Here is a 23,225-nt window from a genome sequence, read left to right on the forward strand (position 1 = left end):
TGAATGGCTCTCGTAAGCAATCGAACCCGTGATATTAAGAAGTTTTACCGTATGACATTTGAAATACGCAAAACAACGCCGGCGGGGAATTCCGGTTCTTTGGTGCTGCACACACTACTGGTGAACCCCAGCGACTTTGCTCAGGAAGAAGCCGGACGAGGGAGTGTCGTACAGACGCTTGGTGGCGCCTACGTACAAGACTTTGGCATAGGACTACCGACGGTGACGTTATCCGGTACAACCGGCTACAGTACACGTACCAGCGCCGAGGGCAAGAAGTTAGATGGCTATGAAGAACTCATCAACTTCCGTGCTCGTGTCTATCGTAAGTTCCTACAGGCAAACGATCCAGCACACGCAATGTACTGGTACAACTGGGAAGATGACGAACATTATGAGATTCAGCCCCAAGACTTCCGTGTACAGCGTAATAAATCAGAACCAACGCTATACCGGTACGAATTTAGATTCACTTGTCTGCGACGCTTGGCGAAGACGCGGCAGGAGGCCGCTTCAGATTATCTGACTCGAAATCCTTCTACTAAAAATGTGGCAGATAAGCTGGCAGACAACGTATCCAATATTGGTATGTTTATGAGTAAAGTGACAGGGAGGTAAGTAATGGAAGATACGTACTATCTGCCCAACACAGAGCCGAGCTTTATCAATTATCCAGTGCTCAGAGACGAGCAAGCGAACATTGAAGCCATCAGCACATACGCTGAACGCGCATACTCTGCATTATATGACTACAATGAGGCTATTTATGATCGGGTCGATATCAATACCGATGAATTGGAACAGTATATTACGTTGTGTCGCCAAACATGCAGCAATTTAGGTACGGCCGATCGTATACCGTACGACGTGCTGATTGAGCTCCGGTCTATTCTGGCTGAGCTATACAGACTCCGGCAGTTGGCGGCAGGTACGGATACCATCGGCGTACCAGATGAAATCAAAGAGGATGAAGGCATATGATTGAACATACGTTAAATGATGCGGATACTATACAAGGCTTGTCTGTACTGTATAACGTGCCTTGGCAGGACATTGCAGATTATAACAATCTAGAGTATCCATACACGATGACCAGCCGGCAGGCGTATTACGAACTCTATGCTGGTGGATACGTACGGATCAGCCGTGTCCAAACAAACAGCGAATTGGTAATAGCTGCTGGTGGGCAGTTCCAAACGGAAACCGATGCGCAAGGAATTCAAAAAACATACGAATTGATCGAAACAGCAACCCTGACTACTGGCGTAGCAGAGGGCTATTTTTATGTTCGCTCATTAGTGCCCGGAAGCTACGGCAATACCATTGCAGGCAGTATTATCGTCGTCGGTAGCATTCAAACTGATTCGATGTACTCGAATCCAATTACAGTCACCAATCCGCAGCCGTTTACCAGCGGCAAAGATGCACGCGTGCGATTAACTGGTCAAGTCATCTATATTGATATCGCTAACCAGACCTCAAAGCAGCCGAGTAGTAGTTACATTGAAGAATTAGGCGGTATTGACTTGGTGACCATGCCAGACAACGATATTACCTACGATGGCGCAGGCGATTGGGATGTTGTGACTGGATCGGAGAATATTCAGCAGGCAGCAAATCATCGACTGACGACTCGGCGCGGTAGTATTACACAGCATCCTACCTACGGCAGCCGATTACACGAATTGATTGGGATTGCACAGGCGCCTTATGTGCAAAAACTGATTGAGTTGGACGTAATCGAAACACTAATGAATGACGAGCGGATCGATACTGTAACGGTCAACTCGATTGAAATGGACATAACAGCGATCCGCGTAGACATCAGTTTCACCGCAGCAGGGACAGAGTCACAGACAACCGCATCCGTATCCGCATAGAAAGGAGGGAATGACTTGGCATTTGAACGTAAATCGATGGAATCTATTGTACAGGATATGATTGATTGGTCGCGCGGAGTATCATCCAAAATCACCGATTACCGGATCGGTTCACGCGCACGTACATTTTTGGAGTCTCCAGCTAAGGAAATCGAGGAATTGTATGACAAGGTTCACCGATACACCCGCAGGTTAATCGCCGAAAGCATTTATACGATCATGGCTTTTCCGAAGCTGCAAGCAGTATCCGCCACCGGAAAGGTCGTATTTGCCCGTGCAACAGCAGCAGATGACAATTACCTAATTCCAGCTGGTACTCTGATCAAAACGAAGGCAACGGCAACGCTGGCACCGATAACTTTCCGTACACTTGCCGATGCAGTATTAGCCATTGGTGAAACGACAGTCATGGTATCCGTAGTCAGTACGATCGCTGGTACTGATGGGAACGTGGAAATCGGCAGTATTTCGGATTTCTTATCGAAGCCAGCTGGAGTGGACACTGTCACTAATCTGGTAGCCTTTACGACCGGTAAAGCAGAAGAAACGCTGGATGAGCAGAAAAATCGATTCCAGAAGTTTATCGCATCATTGAGTCGAGGTACACTACAAGCCATTGAATACGGAACAACAACAGCGCAATTAACCGATGGAAATGGAATCATTATCGAACGCGTGGTAGAAGCTAAAACGTTTGAAGACTTAATCAATCGCAAAGGTGAAGTGGATTGCTATATCTGGAACGGCACCGGTACGGCATCTGCTGATCTGCTAAGTGAGGTAGCCAAAGTATTAGCGGGATACTATCAGAATGGTAAGCCTGTATATGGCTACAAGCCAGCAGGTATCCCGGTGAATCTATATTCAGCTAAGGTTAAGCCAGTCAAAATGCGGCTAAAATTGACGCTGAACAGCGGCGCTTCACTCTCGGATACTCAGACCTATATCAACCGTGAGGTATCCGACTTCTTCTCCGCACTCACTCAGGGGAAAGAGTTAGTACAGACGGCATTAGAATCCCGAATCAAGCAGCTTGATAGTGTATACGACATCAAAATAGAACTATCCACGGATGATGGTAAGACATGGACCTACAATAACCTACAGGCGGCGGATACAGAGATTTTAACGCCAGTGTTCCCGCTGCTGTATGTGTAGGAGGATGGCATGAATCTATTACGAAAACTGCTTGATAACCTGGGGGACAAATGGAACAAGTCCGCTAAAGCATTCCCTTTCCTAACGATCCGGCAGGGTAGTGGACTGCATCATCTAATTACAATCGATTTAGGAGTTATATACTTCCATAGCGCTCCATATCGTCCTGAATTGCCTGGTAAGCAGGCTATTGTTTTAAAGGGACTTGCTACAGATGAAGTACTGCAATTGATTCGTAGCATGGGCTATGAGGTCGATACCACTCCTGGAGCCACTGATTATCCAGATGCGGGCATACTGTCGCTGCTGGAGATCAGGGATCAGCAGTTAAATACTACGCTATATGCTTTCAACAGCGGAACATGGCATTTGCTATATCCAATATACCGTGCGCTGCGGCAGGCGAACATGGATATTGATGAAGCGCTCTCACAACTAAATCGGGATATGGCAAAAGGAGACTGGCTGGATTACTGGGCCAGTTTTTTTGCGATCAAACGTAATCCTGGCGAAACAGACAACAACTTCATTCGACGATTCACCATGTGGTTGTTTAATCCTAAGACCAATAACGTCGCGTTGAAAGAGTTGTTGTCATATCGGCTCCAGGACACGAATATCGAAGTTCGTGATAGAGCCCCTGCAGAATTTGATGTCACAGTGGATACCAAGTATATCGAAGACTCATCCGATCTGCACGAAATACTGCTGGAAGCCAAAGGCGCGGGTATACGTTACTTTTTAAATTACATTTCTCCTGGCTTCGCTGAAGACTACCGAGCAAATTTCCAGAATGTACAGGGGCAGAACTTTTACGATTCCGATTCGCTTTCCGGAACACTGGCGGCGAGCTTATCAGAAGTATTTCCAAAACTAAGTGAAGTAATTGCTGCTCAGGCTTCCTACCAAGAAGTCTATATGCTACCGCAGGCAAGCTTTGATGGAGCATTCAGGCTATCGATTAGCCAACTCGGTATCGGAAAGATTGGAGATCAATATAGTGAGTTCCAAGATGTAGTTAAAGTGACGCTGGTCAAAGATGGGCTGGTCACATATGAAAATGATTATTAGGAGAGATGATATGAGCAGATACAATGATGCTTATCCTTTACCAGCAGGATTCGTAAGTGTTCTTTTGCATAAAGGGCCGCTTGCTGATAAACAGATTGCAGAAGAGCTACACATCAAAAATTTGATAGTAGCGAACGCTTCGAAATTCATGGCAAAGCGCATGCGTCCTGGAGCGAATTGGGGGGCAGGCATTACACATTTGGAAGTCGGTACTGGTGTTGGTGACGGCACACCGTCTAATCCTCAAGCGCCAAGTTCTGCTCAAACAGTGCTACGTTCGCCATTAGCCCGTAAAGGCATTACGTCATGGACATATTTGGACGCTTCTGGTCAGGCAACCAATAACGAAACGAACATCTTACAATTGACCACTACGTTTCTGGAGTCAGAAGCTAACGGCGCAATCGTTGAAATGGGGATGTTTGGTGGGGATGCCTCCAATACGATCGGTTCTGGGTGCATGTTCAACTACAAGACTGTACCAGTAATTAATAAAACAAGTGAATACCAGCTCACGTTCGCGTGGAGACTGACATTCTGAGAAAGGAGGTGAAATGAATTGGCATATACACCAAAAACGAATTGGCAAAAGGGCGAAGTCCTTGAAGCTGCTGATATGAATCGAGTCGAAGGTGCTTTATCTGATGTGTACACCCGACTGGATACAGCGGCTGCTACGAGTATTACGTTAAAAGCAGGACTGCAAACAATCACATCAGATCGAGATAAGCCGTTTAATTTGACGAGCGTTAGAGGACGCCTGCTGCTCAACTTACTAGGGCGCGCAGGTAACTTCGAAACGTTAACAGGATGGACAGCGGCAGGCATTACAATAGCGCCGAACACAGCAAATGCCTTGTATGGTAGCAACTGCGTTCAAATTACACTAGGCTCAACCACTGGGCGCGTAAGCCGTGCCATCAACACCGTATCCGGTAGAACCTATGTTGTTGCCGTTGAAACTCGTGTTGGTACTGCTACGAATGCCCGGGTTGATGTGACTGGGCAAGGTAACGGGAACGCAATTACAAGCACCAGTGGCTATCAGATCAGTTACATGCGATTTACTGCTAACGCAGCAACGCACACCGTAGGAATTACCGTAACAGGAGCGAACGGACAGACTGTTTTTGCCGATGGCTTCCGAGTATACGAAGTTAGCCCTACAGAGTATACAGCGTTCACAACTTTGACTGCTGATACCTTCGCAGTTAAGTACCCTTATACGGAAGGATTAGCAGGCGTAAAGAACCCGTATGCGATCCGTTGGACAGATAGTAGCAAATCTCAGCTTGCGGCGATGCTCGCTTTCGACACCGAATTGTTAGCTAACCCTTCAACAGATGCGGATGCCGAAACAGAGATTTTGTATGTGGGGTCAGATGGGCAATATTACAAAACGAGTATATGGGTTCGTAAGCAACTTAACGGCATGCTTAATTGGACGATAAGTGCAAGCTTGACGGGCTTTAAAGAAGTGAAGGTAATCGGTTTTGAAACCTATTCTCCCGCTACTGTATATCCTATCAAATATGATGGAACGGTTATGCAAAATGCACTGTCTAATAAAGCGGATGTTGCTTCATTCGATAGCTCCGGTAATTTCTATTTGACTGCGACTGCGGCAGACACTGGATGGGGCGATAACTACACGCCTACCAATGACGAGATTCGAGCTTATTTCTATGGATACAAAATGTACGATAGCGGTACTTACACGGCTGCACAGGCACAGGCGGCAACTTCCGCGACTTACAACGGTAGTGGCACGAAGCAATGGGTTAATTTGGTGGGCTCTCCATCTGGAGCAAGCTTACCAGTGATTTCAGCCTCAAACTTTATGGCCTATGAGCTGATGTATCGTCGCGCTATTTCAATAGCCGCAGCTGTGGCATCGGAAGGCGCGTTAAGTTTAGCCGAAGGGAATAATATTATCGAAATTGGCTCTGGCTTAATATTAAGAGAGTCTGCGCGGATGGTGATGTTTACAAACGGAAATTATTATATCAATAGTAATAATGCTGCTGGATCTAACACAAGTCGTAAGCCGCGTAAAATACTTGCTATCTACCGAAACAATCGAGATGATATTAAGTCCTTTGCAGTTTACACGGACGGGCAGTCAAACGGTATTACGGCCGAAATAACTCCAGCAAATTTTGACCCTAACGGAAGCTATAGCATTAGTTATTTTGATACAACTATCTTTCCGACAAGCGATATCAAAGGGGCAACACAAGATAACGAGCGCGCAATCATTACTGATCTAGTCCGTGATTTGGAGCAGGTCACCCGTCGGGTGTCTGCCAATGAATTGCGTAAAGCGGAAAAAGGCTTTTCAGCAAACTGGACAGCTCCGTCCTCGCTTCTAAACGGCTGGTCAAACTTCGGCGGTGCGAATGAGGCTACTGCCGCTTATCGCAAAGATGATAAAGGGATGGTATATATGCGGGGCCTGATAAAAGATGGGTCGATGGCAAACGGCACTATGATTTTCCGCTTACCAGAGGGGTATAGACCTTCCCAGAATTTGCAGATTCCTGCGACGTCCCGAAACAGCACAGGCGCCTTTCAATCTTGTACTATTAACATTAATACACTAGGAGAAGTTAGAATCGAAAACGCACTTAACTATTGGCTGACGTTGGTTATACCGCCATTCGTGGCGGAATTATGAAGGAGGTGTTTATATTGACCGTATTGCCAAAGGTAGATGATCAAGGATATTTTGTTGAGGATATTGAGGTGTTGGGGGTACAAAAAGGTGTAACGAACCATTTTACCACTTCTGTCGATCCAGCTATCAGGGGATACATTGTCGGGTATCCGATCCCTGAAGGTCTTTTCAAACCACGTCTTAATGTCGAACAATTGACAAAAGAGTATGGGAGTAATGACGCTACGAAGTGGTACGACGGTTCTGACCCAGATAAGGCTATGCCTTATTGGGTTGAGGGGCTAACGCCGGAGGAAATCAAAGAGATCACCAAAGAACAGCCTCTTAGTGATCTGGAAAAGTTTAAACAGCAAATAGCAGAGCAACAAGCGGCGATGTGGGACTTCATTCTGCCATTAGGGGGCGTGTGAGATGGCTTTGCCAGTAGCGGCACTCGATATTTACTGTATAACTATTTTCGAAACAGGCAGCCGGACGCTTTCACAGTTTCACCCCGCTTGGCAGGAGGAAATCAAGACGCATGCTGTGCAGTTCAAGCGATACCAGGTCACGGTGTATGACACGACACTGACAGCCGGGCGGATCACTCAAGCGCAGTATGATGCTATCGTCGGTATGATACCACCTGCAGCATCTCCAGCCGCAGAACGACAAATAGAATCGACAGAGTGACCTAACGCCGCAAGGCGTATTTTTTATGCACTCTAATCACACGACAAAGGAGCGGGCACATGATAAAAGACATCGTCGTCATGTCCGCAACGGATCAATTCAGCCTGGATGCCGCTGAGCGTATCGGCGCTCTTGTAGAACGATATGGCTTTGCCGTTATTACTGCGCTATTTCTTTTTTATGTACTGTATCGCGTGTTCTTTGACTATATCAAAGAACTCAAAGATGCAGTGGCGCGGGCGGAAGCCGGGCGAGAACGGGCTGAGGTTGAACGGGACGAGGCACAGAGCGCGTTTCAGGCGCTCGTCAACGATATTAATACCGAGCGCAAAGAAGTCCTTGAATCGCTGACCGGCATGGTTAGTAAGATCAAGAAGGACAGCGACGATCGGGGAGGGTGAAGCATGTTTCGTAAATTGTTCAAGCGGTTCGTACCTAAAGTGCCTGAGCCGCACGAAATATCCAAAAAGCCGGAAATCGATCGGGTTAAGCGTCAGGCAAGGATTGAACGCATTGCTTATCAGGATGCTTCAGAAAAATTAAAAAGAGAAATTGAGATGAACGGATTTGCTCCGTATCTGATCTATGAGCATAAAAAGGGGGAGCATCAGCGTGACACTTAACGATGTAGTGCTGTTGTCATTATATGCAGTATCTGAGTTTTGCGTGATCTATATGATCATTAAGTTTTATCCGTACTTCCGTGAGCGTTTCGCAGCGGGCGCAGTTAACCAATTCATGTTGGCGATGCTCGGATTTATGACTGCATACGGCATCAAGATGGCAACAGCATTTTGCATTCGTATTAGCTACATCATTCAGCCGAGCGGAGACACACCTATTAATCACGCCTTACAGACCTATACCTGGACAGCAGCTCAATGCCTGACCACTGCATCGCTGATCATACTGGCAATTTTGACGCGGAAAAAGCGTTTCGATGTATGGTTTTATCTACGCCGGCAGGAGCGAGAAAATAAATATAAGGAAGGTAATGAATAATGCAAAATCGTAAAGCAGGGAATGCGCAAGGAATTGATGTGTCGAGGTGGCAGGGTAACATCAACTGGGGAGACGTCGCAAAAAGCGGTGTCTCTTTTGTTTTTGTAAAGGCTAGTCAAAATAAGATCGATCCGATGTTTATTCAAAATATTACAGGGGCACGGAAAGCTGGGCTGCTGGTCGGCGCATATCATTACTTGGATGAGTCTGTAACAACTCCTGCACAAGCCCGAGCAGCGGCAAACAAGTTTTATACAGCTATCCTGGCGGGCGGTGGTGTGGATCTGCCGCCGGTATTGGATTACGAGAGCAAGGCAACCGGTGTGACCCCGGCGCAGGCTACAGCGATTGCTCTGGCATTTTTACAGGAGATCGAGCGGCTTACAGGCAAGCGCCCGATGCTGTACACCTATCCGAGTTTTATTGGTAATTTTACCGGGCTTAGTGCGTATCCGCTATGGATTGCCCGTTACAGTGCCAGTAGAGTGCCGGAGGACGCGCAGGGCTGGCGTAGCTGGGAGTTCTGGCAGTACAGCGACGGAACAGACGGCGGCACACTTCCGAGCAGTAGCCGCAAAGTAAATGGCATCTCCGGCCCGGTTGATCTTAACGAGTTTAACGGCACTGTTGCGGATTTGCAGCGAAAGTACGGCAAGCGGGAGCCAGCAGCAAAGCCGGAGGAATCATCCGCTCAAAGTATGCAAAAGCAAATTCGTGTCTTGTATGAGGACACGGTAGGCATTGGCTACCTGATCGGAGATACCACTTATGTATCTGTAACGTCTCTGGCTGATGTATTCCGATTCACGGTCGGCTTTAATGACAGCGATAAGGCAGCGATCATCAACGGTCGCCAGCTTCAAGACACACGATTGATCGATGGAAAATCATACGTGCAAGTACGTCCATTGGTGGAGTCATTCGGCGGCGCGCTGGTTTGGGATAACAACACTAAAAAATTGATGATTAAGAAAGGTTGATGAATATGGATAAAATGCAATTGGTACTTGCTTTCGCTTCAACGCTGGCGGTTGTTGTACTTGCGCTAGTGCAACTGGTCAAGACAACAGTCAACGTACCGAAGAACATCTTACCTCTGATTGGACTGGTTGTAGGCTTATTGATCGGCGCGGCAGCGTATCCATTTAGTGATTTGGAGCTGGTACTCCGATTGTGGGCAGGTGGATTGGCTGGCTTGTCGGCAACGGGATTATTTGAGTTAGCTCTTAGTAATCGTCCAGGCGCAAGTAAAGATGTGGACAAATGATGTTGTTTTAATTATGATTTAGTTACCGCACACGGAAGCGCTGTTGTGCATCCGAAAGAATCGGTGCAAAGACCTTGCCTATTTACTGGCGAGGTCTTCTTTACGCTTAAAATTTGTTTTTCGATATTAATTTATGTGTGAAAAATTCCGATATTATATTGAGGACTAATTTATATTAAGCAATATATAATTGGTAATTATTAAGAATAGTCCTTGCATGATGTGTTATAGTAAATATATTCCAATATAAAAGGATTGAAAATCACATTATGAAAGACTATGATTCCATCCAGAAATTAATTATGAGCATATGCAGCTTGCATAAAGAAGCTTCATCAAATTTTTTTGAAAGTTTAAAATCTGAAAGTATAAATTTTAACAAGAAAAGCGTTAATTATGTTATTGATGAAAGTCAAAGTTCTATAAAGACTTCTTTTATTGGGCTAATTCAAGAATATCATGAGTATATAAGTTCGTTAATCATTGATATTGAATATGAATATGAGTATCCTTGTTTTGATTTTCGTGCTCGTGTCAAACAAAAAGATTCGATAATTAACAAGTTGTTACATTACAAGGTTAACAAAGAAGAAGTTGGTGGCGTGCCAATAAATAAGTGTTTGAATGATTTATTAGGATTTAGAATTACTGTGGAGAACTTTGACTACGACAATCAGGATATTTATAATCTTTGTAATAGTATAAAAAATGAGTACAGAATAAATGGTAGAAACTCCTCTAAAGATGAATACAAAGCTACTCATATTTATTTTTACGGAGAATATAAATACTTTCCTTGGGAGCTACAAATCTGGAATCCGAACGATGCAATTAACAATGAAATTTCTCATAAAAATCACAAAAGTAAAAGGCAATACATACATTGGCCACAAACATACGTAGAATCCATGGAAACGGAATCAGAATCCTATTCTGTAGAAGGAGGCGATAAATAGTATGGTTTATCACTTTATTGCAGTATATAGCAACTATGCTGTCGGAAGACGCTATGGTTGGCATTATGCATCTAAGGAAAGACTGGAAAAAGGCAAAATTCAATTGCTTATGAAAAAAGTGGAGCAAAGCGGTGGAGAGATACAATTAGGAATTCATAAGTTATCAACAAATTCTTTGAAATGGGAATCGGTTATAGAGAAAGATTCTTTTTTTGAAGATATTATTGTCACAGAAAACATGAAGACTTTTATCCAACAAATAACTAGTGATCGTAAATTAAGCGCTTATGATGTAGCTAAATTTATTTTATCAGTAATTCCTGTTTCTCACTTAAAACTTCAAAAATTATTGTACTACTGTTATGCAGAATACATGGTCAAAACAGGAAATAAATTATTTACGGACAATATAGTGGCATTCAAATACGGTCCGGTTGTAGAAGATGTTTTTTACAAATACAAACATAACGGTTCTTCAGCCATTGACTATACAGAAGACGGAGAATTTTATATACACGGAGCCATTCAAGCTGCAACTCCTTCTTTTATTAGGATGATTTCGGCTGAAGATGGGATAGAGGCAGCAAGGTGTGTTGCTGATGTATTGAAAAAATATATAGAATATAGTGCTGAAGAATTAGTAAATCGAACGCATCTTCCAGGTGGCCCATGGGATTTGGTTTATAAGCCAGGAAGAAATTGCGAAATAACAGATGAAATAATAAAGAACTTCCATCATATCGTTGAATAATTTCATTCTTTTTTTGATTTTGTAAACAAAGTAAAAGCCCTGTTACATTACACAGGGCTTTTTTATATAATAGGAGGATTTGTTTGGAAAGACCAATATACAGAGAAGTAAAAACAGATATGGAGTTATTAGCCGCTGCTTTAGCTGAAGTACGTGTGCAAGTACAGGATGAGACCAATGCGATCGTAGATTATGGTGGACCAATCAAAGTATACAATAAGGAGTTTGTTAAAATTCAGGATACATACTACTCGCGTAAAATACATAAGTTCATAGTAAGTAAATAAAAAAACGCTCTACTGGTATTTGTCCAGTAGAGCGTTTTGATTATATCAAAAGTCTCTGACTTCTATGATATTGGATAATTTTATTTTGATTAGACGCTCGTCTTCTTGTACATGTAACGTACGATTGATTGGATCGTACTTGGAAATAGTACCAGCCACGTCAATCACAGCATCATGTTTAAAATGTGTAATAGTAATGATTCGCTTTTCAATCAGTGCAGCTTGAATCTTATAATTCAAATCCTCCCATTGATCTGCATCCAGTCTAGGCTTAACTACTTTTTGCTCATTTTCAGCCATTTGTCGAAGCCGTTCGCGATGCTCAGGTAAAAGCATTGCACTCCATTTCTTATTCCCACGATCCTGATATCCGTTACTCATAATGTCCTCCAAGTTTAAGCGCGCGATCTAGCCAAGTCCCAGCAGACGTCAAAGAGGCTGCTCGCATGATAGCCGACATGCCATGATCATTGATGATTTGATCCGTGGCTAATCCTAATCTGTATAATTTCTGATGATAGATACCATCGAACAGATCAACCTGTATCGCATCTTGGTGCACCATATTAGTAACGCCTACGCTAATATGACGAATAGGTGCGTCAGTAGAATGCGATAATAGTTCCATACAGGCTAAATAGAGCGTCTTAGACAAGTTCGTAGCAGAGTAGAGGGAAGTGGATTTGCTAAAGGATGGCGTGTCTTCTCGCTTACTAAAACGTAGAGATAGGGATATGGTAAACGCGGCAGCTCGCGCTTGACGAAGTTTGCGCGCAAGCATGTCTGTGAGCTCGTAGATGACGACTGCAGCCTCATCTTGGTAATAATCGCGTACAAGTGTGATCCCATGGCTAAATCCTTTACGTGCTTCAGCAAGCGGATCAACAATGACAGGGGAGTGATCGATCCCCCAGGCATGATAATACATTTGCTCGCCAATGATACCGAAACGTTTACTGAGTATGCGTAAAGGTGCTTTGGCGATATCACCAAGCGTAAAGATGGCCATACGATTAAGGTTGAGTTGCATGCGCCGTCCAATGCCCCAGATATGTTGCACGGGGAGCGGCCATAGGTGCTGTTTGATTTGAGGATAGTGAATAGCGGCAAGGCCGGTCTTCTTGGCATAGTTGTCTAATATGACTTTTGCTAGGAACTTGTTTGGACCAATACCTACTGCAGCGAGTAGACCCAACTCTTTATAAATGGCACGCTTGATCATCATAGCGATATCACGAGCTGTAGCGGGGACGCCGTTTTGCGCAAAGAGATTTTCAGTACCAGTGACGTTAATCCAGGCTTCATCGATAGAATATACCTGGATCGCTTCAAGGGGAGCGAAACGGTGATAGATATGTGTGATTTGCATCGACTTTTCCAGATACAAGCCCATGCGCGCTTTTGCAATATGTATGCGGCGGTCATCCGTTGGGATTTGATAGAGCCGGCTACCGGTTTGGATTTGATAGCGTTGTTTCAATGCGGGAGAGGCAGCCAATACCACGCCACCACGCCGGGTGACGTCACCCACAACGGCAATCATATCATGGAGGGGGTCAAGCCCTAACTCGACGGCTTCAACGGAAGCGTAGAATGATTTGAGATCCACACAGAGTATCTTGTAGTCAGGAAGCTTTGTATAGTCGATCTGCATGTTGATCACTCCTATAAGAACGTTTGTTCCTATATTAACATGGGTTATGTATTTTGTAACTTAGATATTTAGATATCAAAAAGTACCGTATCAAAATGATTGATCGGTACTTTACTATGGGCACTACTAAAGAAATATCAATTGGCTTTATTTTCGATTTTTTCTTTCTGTTTATAGGCCTCTTTTACGCAGAAATGGATACTTGATATCCACATATATCTAAACCATGTCAAAAAAACTATTAATACAACTACCAAAAGTACTGATATAAGTGAAAATAGGTACTGGTGATAAATATTAATTAATCCAATATTATAAGAATCGATCTGTTCATTTATGCTATCCTTGTAAAGCTTATGTTTAGCGCTGTAAAGAGCAACTGGATCTTTCAGCCATTCATGACTCTCTAATAGATCGGATTGTGCTTTCAAATCAAGCATAATTACATCGTGACTCCAGTCAACGTTTTTCATTGATTGCTGCATAAAGAAAGTAAGACCTCCTAGCATAGTCGTTAATAAAAATATAATGACAGTGAGAAGCAGGCCTACTTGTTTCATAAATTCATACTTCGATTCGATTCCAGAATGGATACTTGCTAGTGTTTGATAGCTTTCTTGTTTAATTAAGCTATGTTTTAGTTGTAAGTCCTCTTTTGGAGAAATTGAACCTAAGCCTAAATTGAGGATTTTACCTACACCGTATTTCTTTCTTAAATATGTGGTTACTTGGTAATCCGTGCTAAAATTCCTTCTCAGACTAATTCCTCCTCGACTTCTACAAATTGATATTTTATTACACATAAAAAACGCTCTATCAATATTTCTGACAGAGCGTTTTTTACTATGATCCCCAGCCGATGTTACTCGCTGGTTCAGAGCCTATGCCAAATCCGGCAATCAAAGGGCTGCCACCCTCGCCATGAGTGCATGTTACCTGATCGCCTAATCCATGCGTAGCAGGGCTTGTTCCTACTCCATAGCCTGCTCTTATTGGCTCTGCGCCGTCGCCATGGATTGAAGTTGGGCTACTGCCTATACCGTAACCTGCACGAATTGGACTGTGATCCCATCCATGATGTGCTAATACTGGACTTCCGCCTTCTCCGTGAATCATATTTCCATCTCCTTTGATTATGATCCCCAACCAAAATTGTAAGCTGGAGCTGATCCTTCACCATAGCCTGCGCGTGAAGGGCTTCCACCTTCGCCGTGCATAGACATAGCAGGACTTGTACCTACTCCGAAACCAGCTCGTACAGGATTACCACCTTCTCCATGATTCATATGTATCACCTCCTTTGTTAAAAGATATAATCTCAGTTGATTATATTTAGATAGGTTGAGACTTCATTATATACAGTCATGGCATCAGTGATACTAGTAAATGCTTGCTGCTCATAGTTAGCTTTATCATATTTTGATATTCCCTTGGCTAGTGACATAGCTTTTTGTGAATAAGCATCATATACCAAATTACAGTAAATATCTAACTTCTCAATGATTTGCTGATTAGATTGTCCGGTAGAGTTTCTTTGTGCTTCGTCTAATCTTTGTTCCAGGTATGCTTGTTCTTCAGTAAATACTTTTGTGTAATCCGTTTGTTTATCGGAACGAAGCTGGGTATAAGCCCTCATGTCTGCTGAGATCGTTTCGAAGATATTTCGCATGTCGTCTTTGGTGAGTGCGGTATCATTCGGTGTTGGCGAGTTAGGTTCGTCCGTGTCGCAAGCGTTACATACATAGTAATCGGCTGCCGGATCTCCAATACTATTCAAGTAAGCCAGAACGGCGCGATTTTCGTCAGGCGTTCCTTGTATCCAATCTTGTAAATTGATCTCAATTACCTTTTTGTTTTTAATGCCGATAGTTAATTTCTGATCAGTAACGTCACCGCCGTACCCGTAATATACTATGCCATTTGTATTCAAGGTTGTTAGCGGCTTACCTAGTTTTTTTAAGGCATTTGCAGGCGGATCGCCGACTGAGGCTACACCCGGTATACCTTTTCCTTTTTCTGAAGTGATAATGTTTTGAAGAATGCCGCTTTCAAATATTAATCTTTGATTTTTATCATAAAATGCAATCAAAGTATTATATTGCTTGTCTTCTGATGGCAGCTCATATTTCATTTTATTCAATTTAGGTAAGAGATCTGAAAAAGAAGCTCCAAGTTCCCAGCCAGCATTTTTCTGATAGTCAGCGTATGTCTTTACTTTGGTTGATTGCGTTGCTGATGACTTAGCAGTTGTAGCAGCAGTTATTGTTTCGGTAGTATGTATATTCTGAGCTGAAGAGTAGAACATAAGTCCAGCAATGGCGAAAATTACAATTGAAACCGAGAAGTGCTTCGATCTCATTATATATACTCCTCTCTAATTCATATTTAATAATAGTATATCGGTAAATAGTGGAAAAGGATTCATATTTTCATTAAATAATTTTAATTCACACATTTTTGTTATTTGTCAGTATACTAACAAGTATGTATTGACGTATAATTTGAACAACTACGTTTTCAAGAGGTGTGGAATGTCAGTAGCTGTATTTATTGGGTTAGGTATTCTAGATGTGTTTGCAGTATTCGTGTTGATTTTTAAACTGTATCGACTTCCTTTATTTTTTGATTTTGTTAAGATAATGTATTTTTGTGTCTTTGCAGCAGTCGTATCATACATAATCAGAATATTTTTAGTGATGCCTTGGATCGATATGCCACTACTGATTATCATGATGATCTTATTCCTGAGATACATTTTAAAGATGCGAGTACTGTATGCATCCTTGGCTATCAGTGCAGGCATGAATGCTTATATAATCATTCAATTGATGATCGCAATCCTGTTTACTAATTTTATTAGTTTTGATAAAACAGTGTTTGCGCAGGATTTAACAGCTCAATCTCAAATCATTCAGCTTACTTCAATCATTGTAGCCTATTTAGTAGGACTCTTACTTTACAAAACAAACCGTGGATTTTCTTTTATCCCAGTTATGCCGCACGAATTCAGTATTAAGACCAAGTATAGTAAGCATAAAGCGATAATGGTCGTTACCGTTGTAGGCATGATATTTCTTGCACTGGCAATAACATTGTTGTTGCAGTTGCAAATAATTTTGCTATTGCCTGGTAGTATTATAGCTTTTGGCTTATCTTATTATTTCTCTAAAAGGAAGGATATCGAATTATGATAGAGTCGATATCTGTATCCTTAGCCAAGAAAATTCAACGCTCATATCCGCCAGCGAGTGTTGAAATTATGGCGTATGAAATTGCACGTAAAATAAACTTTTGGGCAATTATAGTTTTGACTGTGTTGGTGTCTTGGAGAGTAGGTGACATGTGGGGGTCGATCTTGTCGATGTGTTCCTTTGCATTAGTGCGTTACTGGAGTGGGGGGAAACATTTCAATTTGACCTTATGTACGATCGTTTCAGTAGCTTTGTTTGTAATAACTCCTTTAATACCGATAACTCAAATTCTAATCTTATTGATTGGTGCAGTAACATTATTGGTTTTCTTTTTTAAAACCAATAGTCATCGCAGGATATATTCTTGCGTGTTCATTGTTATCGCCGCCTCCATAGATTCGTCCATACTCATTCTAACATTTTGCGCTCAAGCGATTTTATTGCTCTGGAGGGAGGACAACACGAATGAAAAAAATAGCTGAGTTGCTATCACGAAAGCTTGAAAAAGATGCTATCAGAAGCGCTAAAGGTGACTATACAACAAACAAGGTGTTCATTGGTAAGCAGGATTTGCCAAATGAGCTGCTAAAAAAGCTGGGTAAGTAATATGATTATAGACGGTAAAATACTAGGATCAATTATAGATAAAGAGAAAGAGATCGGCGAATACACTCTTCACGATCTTAACGATGTTTGTTATATTGATATGTTTTCTGTTAATAAAAATCAAAAGAACCGAGTTCCGCGATTTAATTCGCGGAACCTGATGACAACTGAAGTGAGAACATTTGAAGCAGTAAAGCAAGGATTAGAGGATGTAGGCGGTAATTTTCTTCAAATGGATACTGGTCTACTCGTTAATTTCGATCTTGTGAAAAGAATTTTAGATACTCCACAAGGATTATATGCTGACTTTGGAGATGGGTATAAGGTAAGGATTGCAGATAACAAAGACAAAATGCCAATAGTAAAGAGCCTCATGTATTAGAAACGAGGCTCTTTACTATTTTTATCTATAATTGTCAAGATATTTTGAGCAGGGGTCTAAATACAACCATCAATTACTTTTTTCGACATTTTTCCTGTTTATGGATGAAAAGTTTTGTAATAAACTAAATTGGTAAGTTTATAACATGAGAATCAGATAGAAGATGCATGAGAGCTACATAACATTTGAGAGCTATTTGCTCCCAAAATCTCCAAGGGAGACTGCGGAAGCCACCGCAGTTATTGCTGGTTACCAAATTCGAATTCATAAAACTGATCCATAGGAATATCAAGTATGATCGATGCCCCGTATAGAACATCTAGTGGCATTTCACGCTCATTATTACAGTAATGAGACACCATGCGTTTGTTGATATCCAGTCGCCGAGCGAACTCAGCTTGGCTCATTTTACGATTTCTCAAATGGTCACGCAGCAAGCATCTCCCCAGGGAGACTCTACTCATTGCTTCCTCCTTCTCGGTTCTCGGAAAGGAGATGTAACCCAATGAAGATTATAGCATTCGATTTCTAAGTGGTAAACGAGAACAATGAACGAACTATACACATAAAATACAATTAAAAGGGGAATATACATGGATACCGTTTACGAATGGATAGCGCCAAAATTAGAACAAAGAGCTTGGGAAGCAGTTTTGATAGTAGAAAGAGAGAATCAGGGTAATATAAAAGAATTCTCGGCACAGTTAGAAAAAATTAAGGTTTTTTTGACGGGGGAGGGTGCGGCAGAATTAAGTAAACTGGAAGCGATCTTTTTAGAAAAAAATGTCGCAGCTAAAAAAGCTTATAAAATGGGTTTTGAAGACGCACTCCATCTAAAAGCTTCATTATAATAAAAACTCCAGTACAAGGATAGGAGTGTCCACTCCTATCCAATAACTAGAGCACCTGAAATAGGGTACTCAGCCGCTAACAAATGTTAGCGGTTTCTTTTTTTTGTCTGCAACTTTTTGTAAGGCTTCGTTGTGTTCAGTTTGTGGAGAGATGTAGAGGATCGTGAAAGATAGGTCATATCGATTTTGTGCTCCGTATTGTTTTATGGTATAAAGGAAAAGTGGCGTAAACTGCTATCTGGCTAAATACGCTACAACACATAGATGTAATCATTTTGCACGGTGCTTGTTATACATAAGGTTAGGGCGCGTAGCTTGCTCCACGTCTACGATTTATGCCGATGATCGGTACGGCTGGTGACGTGAATTTGGCAAGATGGTGGGACGAAATGGAAGAATACGGCAACCTTTTGACTTTGCTTTGCGTCTAGAAGTCAGGTATGATGATAAGGTTGTGCGTGAATGCTGACTTGAAACGAAAGCAGCAGATGAGACGGTATGGATAAGGTAGGGCATGATTTGAGGCTGTTTTACACGGATATGAATACATTTTGACATAGATGAGGGAAGTGAGCTGGATGAGCTCGCTTTCGGTTAGAAGGCGCCTGGGGGAAGGCATCGTTTTGGCTGAATTGAGCATTCGTGCTCGGCTAAAAGGCTGTTGCTCCATTCGCGATCATCGGCTTGAATGGCTGTATATCGCGTAATTTCAATGATTAACCGCAACTTTTGCCGTCCTGTTCAGTATTAATGAATACATAAGGAACGGGAAGATGCGGCGGCAACAACGAGGAGGGTCGCATTTCAATGACAGATTCCCTGATTATTCAGGAAATAAAAAATGGCGATGTAGAGCTATATTCAGAGCTTATGCGTCGTTATCAACGCAAAATTCTGGCATTCATTTATCATATGCTGAAAAGTGCCAATCTGGAAATGATGGCAGAGGATCTTTGTTCGGAAACCTTTTATAAGGCGTACAAAAGCCTGCACTCATTTCGCGAGGTGGATGCATCGTTTTCCACCTGGCTTTACACAATCGCACGCAATACCGTACTAAGCGAGCTTCGTAAGCAAAAAGCTGGTCATGTACCGCTGGAGGAAAGTGGGTATACGCCGGTCGCTCCAAGTACGATGGTGCCAGAGCACGCGGTGCTACGTGGCGAACGTGTACAGATGGTACGTGATGCTATCGATCAGCTGCCGGAAAAGCAGCGTTCTGCTTTGATCCTCCGCGAATATGATCAGCTGGATTATCAGGAAATTGCTGATATCCTCTGTCAGAGTGTAAGCTCCGTCAAATCTCTTTTGTTCCGGGCGAGGGCGAGTGTGAAAACACGGTTAGAGCCGTATTTTCATGATTCGGTCTACGATGAGCCTATTGAAGGGATGAAGGGAAAATGAATTGCAGAGAGGCCGAGTTATTATTCGGAATCTATTGGGATATGAAGCCGGACGACCCGCGTCGTCAGGAACTCCATCAGCATCTCAGCGAGTGCGAGGACTGCGCAGCGGAATTTGCCATCTGGCAGGAAAGTCATGAGCTAATGGAAGCTGAAGCAGCTGCTCTATCGATAGATCCAGAGCTGGAGCTGCGAGCAGAGCAAGTGAATCGTAATGTGATGGAACGTATCTATGCAGAGACGCCGTGGGTGCTGCAAAACGGTGCCAAGCGTGGCCCGATCTCTCGCATGTTCCGCCGCCGGATGTCCTTCTGGATTGCGGCAGTAATCGGTATCTTCTTATGCAGTTTTGTTTATTTGACGCTTGATGTATCGAATAGCTTTCATTATGAAGCGGTACAGGAGCCTGTCTCCGGCATTGTGCCGACGGGTGTGGCAACAAGTGATGCAACGACGGTTATACACTCGTCACTGCATTTTGCAGGCTCTCAGCGAGGCTTAATTGATCCGCTCGTCATTCAGATGGACCCGACTCATCCGCAATACTGGATGATCCTATCTGTCGTAGGGATGCTGCTGGCATTGGTATCACTGCGCTTTCTGGCACGACCACGACATCAATAGAGGGCTATTACGGGCTAATGTGATGGGATATGAATGAGAATATAGATGAATTAATAAATAAGATAAAGGAATACACCGGGCAAAAGGATATGCCTGTACGCATCAACCTGATCTGCTGTCTTGCTGCGATGGATCAGGTTGATTTTTTGTATTGTGCTCCTTTATACTGTGGGCTATATGTAGGGAGGGAGCATGCAGGTAATCCATTCCTTTAAATACAATACCCGATTATAGCTAAAGAAAGGATGACAATACATAAGATGCGAATTGGATTAATCCGACATGGTCTGACCGATTGGAATGCGCTGGGACGCATTCAGGGACATAGCGATATTCCGTTAAATGAAGAAGGAAGACAACAGGCGAGCCAGCTGGCTGAGCGGCTAGCGATCGAGCCTATCGAGTGGGATCATATCGTGTCGAGCAGCTTGGAGCGTGCTCACGAGACAGCTCGTATTATTGCAGAGCGATTGCATATTCCGCTGCTTGAGCCAGATGAGCGACTCAAGGAGCGCGGCTTCGGACAGATTGAGGGTATGACCTGGGAAGAGCGCGAAGCAAAATGGGGTGCTGATTGGGAAACTATAGAGCTTGGACAGGAGCCGCTGGATGTATTACAAGGCAGAGCGATGGATTTTTTGGAAGCGTCCTGGCAGCAGTTTCCGAATCATAATATACTGGTGGTGAGTCACGGTGGCTTGCTGTCACAGCTGTTCAAGCTACTGATGCAGGAGCATCATACCGAGCGAGTGGGTAACCTATCACTGACGGTATTGGAGCGTGAAGCTGATGCGTGGAATACAGTGCTCTATAACAATAGCGACCATCTACGATAAATACTTTGAAAGATAGCCTAGCTTATGCTAGGCTATTTGGTTATAATTGGAATAAATAGCCCGTTAGTGCTGGCAAATCAGCACCATTGGCTGTTTATCGCCTTAAATGTCGTTTTTGACGTTTTTGTTACTCGGTTGGAGAAAGGTCGCTCTGTCGTGAAAGATGACAATACTTTTATCGAATCCGCCGCCTTTTTTACAAATTTGTTGATACGCTTACATGGATTTTGGTTAAAATGCAGATAAGGAGCGGATGACATGTTAATTCCCTACAAAAACCGGATGCCTAGCGTGGAGGAACTGACCTTTATCGCAGAAGGCGCAAAGCTGATCGGTGATGTCAGCATCGGAGCATACAGCAGTGTATGGTTCAATGCCGTACTTCGCGGCGATCTAGCTCCCGTTCAAATCGGACAGCGCTGCAATATTCAGGATCTGGCTGTAGGGCATGTGCATGAGATTCATCCATTACTTATCGAAGATGATGTTTCTGTCGGACACTCGGCTATCGTTCACGGCTGCCGGATCGGCAAGGGTTCGCTGATCGGCATGGGTGCAATCGTGCTGAACGGTGCGAATATCGGAGAATATTCGCTCATCGGTGCAGGCTCCATTGTGACGGAGAACAAAACGATTCCCCCTTATACTCTGGCTCTAGGCTCACCTGCACGTGTCATTCGTGAACTCACGGAAGAAGACTTGCAGCGTATGGCCAAAACAACGCAAAGCTATGTGGATAAAGGAGCAGAGTTCAGAAATCCCTGAATAGCATATGGAGGTGCGCCCTATGTACAAGATGAAGGTAACCTACGAAGTTATGTTGGGTCTGGCTGCAGAAATGGTATGGGATCAAATCCTACGCGAACATCGCATTGAAGAACTACACACACTCATTGACCGGGCGCTTGCCGATCGGGATGAACAGGCCTTTCAGCAATGGACGGACGAATTACGCTCACTAACACCGGCGATCGATACAACATTGCCAGAAGTGGAGCGTTATGAACGCAAATCGCTGTCACACTGATCATCAGCTAAGCATGGCACGGCACATACACAATACATTTTGCATACACAATACATTTCGATAAAAGTCCACCTGTATCCAGGGTGGACTTTTTGCTTGTTTACAGGTGCAGCTTGTACTTTTACAATGGAAAAGATTATTGATTCCAATCCAGCTCGCTTTTACTGGAAGAAGAGCTGGATACCCACTAGAGATAAAGGAGACTGGGAATGCCGATTTCTTATTTTTGGAGCAGAGCCTTTTTGACAAACCGCTGGCTACTATGGCTGCTGCTCATTTGCAATGTGCTAGGTACGATTTATGGATATTACTGGTATGCGCTACAATTGGAATATACACTGCTGCACTGGCCCTCCTGGATGATCGTGTTCGTACCGGATAGCCCGACAGCCAGTCTATTTTTCAGTATAGCGATTGCTTTCCTATTATTCCCGCCACGTAATCGCTGGCTAAAAGGAATTCGTGCCCTATTCGAAGCACTGGCTGTCGTCACATCCGTCAAATATGGAGTATGGGCAGTAACGATGATCTTCTGGGGAGCAGCACTTGGCGATACGCTCGTATGGCAGGACTGGATGCTAACCGCGTCCCACCTCACGATGGCGATCGAAGCGCTGATCTATGTACGCTTCTTTATCTTCCGACACACGACATTGGTGCTAGCATTAGGCTGGACGCTTCTGAACGACTATATGGATTACAGTCAGGGCATCTACCCATGGCTGACTGAACAACTAGTCATCCGCTTAAACCAGGTACGTAACTTCACTGTATCCCTGACGCTGGCATCCGCACTTGCAGGTGCATGGGCGCTGTGGCAAGCGCGCGATGAGCGCAAGTGAAATAGCTAATGGTGAGCGTTAGTAAAATGAATATGTAGTAATGGATAGCGATATTAAGTGATAAGAACAAAGTATTTCATATTTAAAA

35 protein-coding genes are annotated in these 23,225 nt (G+C 43.4%); 28 read left to right on the forward strand and 7 right to left on the reverse strand.

Annotated elements, in window-relative coordinates:
• Nucleotides 1-3: 3 nt before the first annotated feature.
• The 17 genes from IEX62_RS10220 to IEX62_RS10300 all read left to right on the forward strand — a co-directional run bounded on the left by IEX62_RS10220 (nt 4) and on the right by IEX62_RS10300 (nt 11,721).
• Nucleotides 4-618 (forward strand): hypothetical protein, encoded by a 615-nt coding sequence (locus tag IEX62_RS10220; protein WP_188775375.1) that lies wholly within the window; start codon nt 4-6, stop codon nt 616-618.
• 3 nt (nt 619-621) lie between these two features.
• Nucleotides 622-981, forward strand: coding sequence for a hypothetical protein (locus IEX62_RS10225; RefSeq protein WP_188775376.1), 360 nt, complete (start codon nt 622-624; stop codon nt 979-981).
• Nucleotides 978-1,880 (forward strand): contractile injection system sheath initiator, encoded by a 903-nt coding sequence (locus tag IEX62_RS23750; protein WP_229685712.1) that lies wholly within the window; start codon nt 978-980, stop codon nt 1,878-1,880. The genes IEX62_RS10225 and IEX62_RS23750 overlap by 4 nt, the downstream gene beginning before the upstream one ends.
• A 15-nt stretch (nt 1,881-1,895) precedes the next feature.
• Nucleotides 1,896-3,038, forward strand: a complete 1,143-nt coding sequence (locus IEX62_RS10235) for a baseplate J/gp47 family protein (protein WP_188775378.1) — start codon at nt 1,896-1,898, stop codon at nt 3,036-3,038.
• Between the two features lie 9 nt (nt 3,039-3,047).
• Nucleotides 3,048-4,109 carry a hypothetical protein gene (locus IEX62_RS10240; RefSeq protein WP_188775380.1) on the forward strand — a complete coding sequence of 354 codons (1,062 nt, stop codon included), beginning with the start codon at nt 3,048-3,050 and terminating at the stop codon, nt 4,107-4,109.
• 10 nt (nt 4,110-4,119) lie between these two features.
• Nucleotides 4,120-4,650: a hypothetical protein gene (locus IEX62_RS10245; RefSeq protein WP_188775382.1), complete on the forward strand. Its 531-nt coding sequence runs from the start codon at nt 4,120-4,122 to the stop codon at nt 4,648-4,650.
• An 18-nt stretch (nt 4,651-4,668) separates the two neighbouring features.
• Nucleotides 4,669-6,786: a hypothetical protein gene (locus tag IEX62_RS10250; RefSeq protein ID WP_188775383.1), complete on the forward strand. Its 2,118-nt coding sequence runs from the start codon at nt 4,669-4,671 to the stop codon at nt 6,784-6,786.
• Between the two features lie 14 nt (nt 6,787-6,800).
• A complete protein-coding gene (locus IEX62_RS10255) occupies nt 6,801-7,196 on the forward strand; it encodes a hypothetical protein (RefSeq protein WP_188775384.1) in 396 nt (131 codons plus the stop codon).
• 1 nt (nt 7,197) lies between these two features.
• Nucleotides 7,198-7,458: a hypothetical protein gene (locus IEX62_RS10260; RefSeq protein ID WP_188775386.1), complete on the forward strand. Its 261-nt coding sequence runs from the start codon at nt 7,198-7,200 to the stop codon at nt 7,456-7,458.
• Nucleotides 7,459-7,517: 59 nt separating this feature from the next.
• On the forward strand, nt 7,518-7,859 hold the full coding sequence (locus tag IEX62_RS10265) for a hypothetical protein (RefSeq protein WP_188775388.1): 342 nt from the start codon (nt 7,518-7,520) through the stop codon (nt 7,857-7,859).
• Nucleotides 7,860-7,862: 3 nt separating this feature from the next.
• Complete coding sequence (locus IEX62_RS10270) at nt 7,863-8,081, forward strand: hypothetical protein (RefSeq protein WP_188775391.1); 219 nt, start codon at nt 7,863-7,865, stop codon at nt 8,079-8,081.
• Nucleotides 8,071-8,460 carry a hypothetical protein gene (locus tag IEX62_RS10275; protein ID WP_188775392.1) on the forward strand — a complete coding sequence of 130 codons (390 nt, stop codon included), beginning with the start codon at nt 8,071-8,073 and terminating at the stop codon, nt 8,458-8,460. The genes IEX62_RS10270 and IEX62_RS10275 overlap by 11 nt, the downstream gene beginning before the upstream one ends.
• Nucleotides 8,461-8,498: 38 nt before the next feature.
• Nucleotides 8,499-9,440, forward strand: a complete 942-nt coding sequence (locus IEX62_RS10280; protein WP_229685713.1) for a GH25 family lysozyme — start codon at nt 8,499-8,501, stop codon at nt 9,438-9,440.
• 14 nt (nt 9,441-9,454) lie between these two features.
• Nucleotides 9,455-9,727, forward strand: coding sequence for a holin (locus IEX62_RS10285; RefSeq protein WP_188775617.1), 273 nt, complete (start codon nt 9,455-9,457; stop codon nt 9,725-9,727).
• Nucleotides 9,728-9,996: 269 nt separating this feature from the next.
• Nucleotides 9,997-10,683, forward strand: coding sequence for a RelA/SpoT-related domain-containing protein (locus IEX62_RS10290; RefSeq protein WP_188775396.1), 687 nt, complete (start codon nt 9,997-9,999; stop codon nt 10,681-10,683).
• Nucleotide 10,684: 1 nt separating this feature from the next.
• The gene (locus IEX62_RS10295; RefSeq protein ID WP_188775397.1) at nt 10,685-11,434 is read left to right on the forward strand and encodes a Panacea domain-containing protein; all 750 of its coding nucleotides are present in this window, start codon (nt 10,685-10,687) and stop codon (nt 11,432-11,434) included.
• A gap of 83 nt (nt 11,435-11,517) precedes the next feature.
• Nucleotides 11,518-11,721 (forward strand): hypothetical protein, encoded by a 204-nt coding sequence (locus IEX62_RS10300; RefSeq protein ID WP_188775399.1) that lies wholly within the window; start codon nt 11,518-11,520, stop codon nt 11,719-11,721.
• Between the two features lie 45 nt (nt 11,722-11,766).
• On the opposite strand, the gene IEX62_RS10305 is transcribed toward IEX62_RS10300, so the two are convergent.
• The 6 genes from IEX62_RS10305 to IEX62_RS10330 form a co-directional block, all read right to left on the reverse strand.
• Entirely contained in the window at nt 11,767-12,102 is a 336-nt protein-coding gene (locus IEX62_RS10305; RefSeq protein ID WP_188775401.1) for a YolD-like family protein, read from the reverse strand.
• The gene (locus tag IEX62_RS10310) at nt 12,095-13,375 is read right to left on the reverse strand and encodes a Y-family DNA polymerase (RefSeq protein WP_188775402.1); all 1,281 of its coding nucleotides are present in this window, start codon (nt 13,373-13,375) and stop codon (nt 12,095-12,097) included. The genes IEX62_RS10305 and IEX62_RS10310 overlap by 8 nt, the downstream gene beginning before the upstream one ends.
• Before the next feature lie 137 nt (nt 13,376-13,512).
• On the reverse strand, nt 13,513-14,178 hold the full coding sequence (locus tag IEX62_RS10315) for a hypothetical protein (protein ID WP_188775403.1): 666 nt from the start codon (nt 14,176-14,178) through the stop codon (nt 13,513-13,515).
• A gap of 40 nt (nt 14,179-14,218) precedes the next feature.
• Entirely contained in the window at nt 14,219-14,491 is a 273-nt protein-coding gene (locus IEX62_RS10320) for a hypothetical protein (protein WP_188775404.1), read from the reverse strand.
• 17 nt (nt 14,492-14,508) lie between these two features.
• Nucleotides 14,509-14,661: a hypothetical protein gene (locus tag IEX62_RS10325; RefSeq protein ID WP_188775405.1), complete on the reverse strand. Its 153-nt coding sequence runs from the start codon at nt 14,659-14,661 to the stop codon at nt 14,509-14,511.
• A gap of 32 nt (nt 14,662-14,693) precedes the next feature.
• Entirely contained in the window at nt 14,694-15,734 is a 1,041-nt protein-coding gene (locus IEX62_RS10330; protein ID WP_188775406.1) for a hypothetical protein, read from the reverse strand.
• Between the two features lie 172 nt (nt 15,735-15,906).
• On the opposite strand from IEX62_RS10330, the gene IEX62_RS10335 reads away from it, so the two are divergent.
• From IEX62_RS10335 to IEX62_RS10350, 4 genes are read left to right on the forward strand one after another with little or no spacing between them, the layout of a single operon-like run.
• The gene (locus IEX62_RS10335) at nt 15,907-16,566 is read left to right on the forward strand and encodes a hypothetical protein (protein WP_188775407.1); all 660 of its coding nucleotides are present in this window, start codon (nt 15,907-15,909) and stop codon (nt 16,564-16,566) included.
• Nucleotides 16,563-17,048: an accessory gene regulator B family protein gene (locus tag IEX62_RS24100; protein ID WP_188775409.1), complete on the forward strand. Its 486-nt coding sequence runs from the start codon at nt 16,563-16,565 to the stop codon at nt 17,046-17,048. Before IEX62_RS10335 ends, IEX62_RS24100 begins: the two co-directional genes overlap by 4 nt.
• Nucleotides 17,032-17,172 (forward strand): hypothetical protein, encoded by a 141-nt coding sequence (locus IEX62_RS10345; RefSeq protein WP_188775412.1) that lies wholly within the window; start codon nt 17,032-17,034, stop codon nt 17,170-17,172. The genes IEX62_RS24100 and IEX62_RS10345 overlap by 17 nt, the downstream gene beginning before the upstream one ends.
• A 1-nt stretch (nt 17,173) precedes the next feature.
• Nucleotides 17,174-17,554 carry a hypothetical protein gene (locus tag IEX62_RS10350; RefSeq protein ID WP_188775414.1) on the forward strand — a complete coding sequence of 127 codons (381 nt, stop codon included), beginning with the start codon at nt 17,174-17,176 and terminating at the stop codon, nt 17,552-17,554.
• Nucleotides 17,555-17,793: 239 nt separating this feature from the next.
• On the opposite strand, the gene IEX62_RS10355 is transcribed toward IEX62_RS10350, so the two are convergent.
• Entirely contained in the window at nt 17,794-18,018 is a 225-nt protein-coding gene (locus IEX62_RS10355; protein ID WP_188775416.1) for a helix-turn-helix domain-containing protein, read from the reverse strand.
• 129 nt (nt 18,019-18,147) lie between these two features.
• Here IEX62_RS10355 and IEX62_RS10360 point away from each other — a divergent pair, with 129 nt between their 5' ends.
• The 7 genes from IEX62_RS10360 (at nt 18,148) to IEX62_RS10390 (ending at nt 23,137) form a co-directional block, all read left to right on the forward strand.
• The gene (locus IEX62_RS10360) at nt 18,148-18,405 is read left to right on the forward strand and encodes a hypothetical protein (protein WP_188775418.1); all 258 of its coding nucleotides are present in this window, start codon (nt 18,148-18,150) and stop codon (nt 18,403-18,405) included.
• 807 nt (nt 18,406-19,212) lie between these two features.
• A complete protein-coding gene (locus IEX62_RS10365) occupies nt 19,213-19,809 on the forward strand; it encodes an RNA polymerase sigma factor (protein WP_188775420.1) in 597 nt (198 codons plus the stop codon).
• Nucleotides 19,806-20,432, forward strand: a complete 627-nt coding sequence (locus IEX62_RS10370) for an anti-sigma factor family protein (protein ID WP_188775422.1) — start codon at nt 19,806-19,808, stop codon at nt 20,430-20,432. The genes IEX62_RS10365 and IEX62_RS10370 overlap by 4 nt, the downstream gene beginning before the upstream one ends.
• Nucleotides 20,433-20,692: 260 nt before the next feature.
• Nucleotides 20,693-21,268: a histidine phosphatase family protein gene (locus tag IEX62_RS10375; protein WP_188775424.1), complete on the forward strand. Its 576-nt coding sequence runs from the start codon at nt 20,693-20,695 to the stop codon at nt 21,266-21,268.
• A 258-nt stretch (nt 21,269-21,526) separates the two neighbouring features.
• Nucleotides 21,527-22,033, forward strand: coding sequence for a gamma carbonic anhydrase family protein (locus IEX62_RS10380; protein ID WP_188775426.1), 507 nt, complete (start codon nt 21,527-21,529; stop codon nt 22,031-22,033).
• Between the two features lie 22 nt (nt 22,034-22,055).
• A complete protein-coding gene (locus IEX62_RS10385; protein WP_188775428.1) occupies nt 22,056-22,295 on the forward strand; it encodes an IDEAL domain-containing protein in 240 nt (79 codons plus the stop codon).
• A 209-nt stretch (nt 22,296-22,504) separates the two neighbouring features.
• Complete coding sequence (locus tag IEX62_RS10390; protein ID WP_188775430.1) at nt 22,505-23,137, forward strand: DUF1405 domain-containing protein; 633 nt, start codon at nt 22,505-22,507, stop codon at nt 23,135-23,137.
• Nucleotides 23,138-23,225 lie beyond the last annotated feature (88 nt).

Source organism: Paenibacillus hunanensis (assembly GCF_014645615.1).
Taxonomy (GTDB): domain Bacteria; phylum Bacillota; class Bacilli; order Paenibacillales; family Paenibacillaceae; genus Saccharibacillus; species Saccharibacillus hunanensis.

Bases quoted from the DNA above. Each gene is read 5' to 3' on its own strand.
- IEX62_RS10320 (WP_188775404.1), bottom strand. From the start codon at position 14,491: ATGATTCACGGAGAAGGCGGAAGTCCAGTATTAGCACATCATGGATGG.
- IEX62_RS10350 (WP_188775414.1), top strand. From the start codon at position 17,174: ATGATTATAGACGGTAAAATACTAGGATCAATTATAGATAAAGAGAAA.
- IEX62_RS23750 (WP_229685712.1), top strand. From the start codon at position 978: ATGATTGAACATACGTTAAATGATGCGGATACTATACAAGGCTTGTCT.
- IEX62_RS10290 (WP_188775396.1), top strand. From the start codon at position 9,997: ATGAAAGACTATGATTCCATCCAGAAATTAATTATGAGCATATGCAGC.
- IEX62_RS10375 (WP_188775424.1), top strand. From the start codon at position 20,693: ATGCGAATTGGATTAATCCGACATGGTCTGACCGATTGGAATGCGCTG.
- IEX62_RS10335 (WP_188775407.1), top strand. From the start codon at position 15,907: ATGTCAGTAGCTGTATTTATTGGGTTAGGTATTCTAGATGTGTTTGCA.
- IEX62_RS24100 (WP_188775409.1), top strand. From the start codon at position 16,563: ATGATAGAGTCGATATCTGTATCCTTAGCCAAGAAAATTCAACGCTCA.
- IEX62_RS10365 (WP_188775420.1), top strand. From the start codon at position 19,213: ATGACAGATTCCCTGATTATTCAGGAAATAAAAAATGGCGATGTAGAG.
- IEX62_RS10245 (WP_188775382.1), top strand. From the start codon at position 4,120: ATGAGCAGATACAATGATGCTTATCCTTTACCAGCAGGATTCGTAAGT.
- IEX62_RS10310 (WP_188775402.1), bottom strand. From the start codon at position 13,375: ATGCAGATCGACTATACAAAGCTTCCTGACTACAAGATACTCTGTGTG.
- IEX62_RS10270 (WP_188775391.1), top strand. From the start codon at position 7,863: ATGTTTCGTAAATTGTTCAAGCGGTTCGTACCTAAAGTGCCTGAGCCG.
- IEX62_RS10240 (WP_188775380.1), top strand. From the start codon at position 3,048: ATGAATCTATTACGAAAACTGCTTGATAACCTGGGGGACAAATGGAAC.
- IEX62_RS10345 (WP_188775412.1), top strand. From the start codon at position 17,032: ATGAAAAAAATAGCTGAGTTGCTATCACGAAAGCTTGAAAAAGATGCT.
- IEX62_RS10260 (WP_188775386.1), top strand. From the start codon at position 7,198: ATGGCTTTGCCAGTAGCGGCACTCGATATTTACTGTATAACTATTTTC.
- IEX62_RS10385 (WP_188775428.1), top strand. From the start codon at position 22,056: ATGTACAAGATGAAGGTAACCTACGAAGTTATGTTGGGTCTGGCTGCA.
- IEX62_RS10295 (WP_188775397.1), top strand. From the start codon at position 10,685: ATGGTTTATCACTTTATTGCAGTATATAGCAACTATGCTGTCGGAAGA.
- IEX62_RS10355 (WP_188775416.1), bottom strand. From the start codon at position 18,018: ATGAGTAGAGTCTCCCTGGGGAGATGCTTGCTGCGTGACCATTTGAGA.
- IEX62_RS10265 (WP_188775388.1), top strand. From the start codon at position 7,518: ATGATAAAAGACATCGTCGTCATGTCCGCAACGGATCAATTCAGCCTG.
- IEX62_RS10370 (WP_188775422.1), top strand. From the start codon at position 19,806: ATGAATTGCAGAGAGGCCGAGTTATTATTCGGAATCTATTGGGATATG.
- IEX62_RS10380 (WP_188775426.1), top strand. From the start codon at position 21,527: ATGTTAATTCCCTACAAAAACCGGATGCCTAGCGTGGAGGAACTGACC.
- IEX62_RS10390 (WP_188775430.1), top strand. From the start codon at position 22,505: ATGCCGATTTCTTATTTTTGGAGCAGAGCCTTTTTGACAAACCGCTGG.
- IEX62_RS10220 (WP_188775375.1), top strand. From the start codon at position 4: ATGGCTCTCGTAAGCAATCGAACCCGTGATATTAAGAAGTTTTACCGT.
- IEX62_RS10305 (WP_188775401.1), bottom strand. From the start codon at position 12,102: ATGAGTAACGGATATCAGGATCGTGGGAATAAGAAATGGAGTGCAATG.
- IEX62_RS10315 (WP_188775403.1), bottom strand. From the start codon at position 14,178: ATGTGTAATAAAATATCAATTTGTAGAAGTCGAGGAGGAATTAGTCTG.
- IEX62_RS10225 (WP_188775376.1), top strand. From the start codon at position 622: ATGGAAGATACGTACTATCTGCCCAACACAGAGCCGAGCTTTATCAAT.
- IEX62_RS10330 (WP_188775406.1), bottom strand. From the start codon at position 15,734: ATGAGATCGAAGCACTTCTCGGTTTCAATTGTAATTTTCGCCATTGCT.
- IEX62_RS10285 (WP_188775617.1), top strand. From the start codon at position 9,455: ATGCAATTGGTACTTGCTTTCGCTTCAACGCTGGCGGTTGTTGTACTT.
- IEX62_RS10325 (WP_188775405.1), bottom strand. From the start codon at position 14,661: ATGAATCATGGAGAAGGTGGTAATCCTGTACGAGCTGGTTTCGGAGTA.
- IEX62_RS10360 (WP_188775418.1), top strand. From the start codon at position 18,148: ATGGATACCGTTTACGAATGGATAGCGCCAAAATTAGAACAAAGAGCT.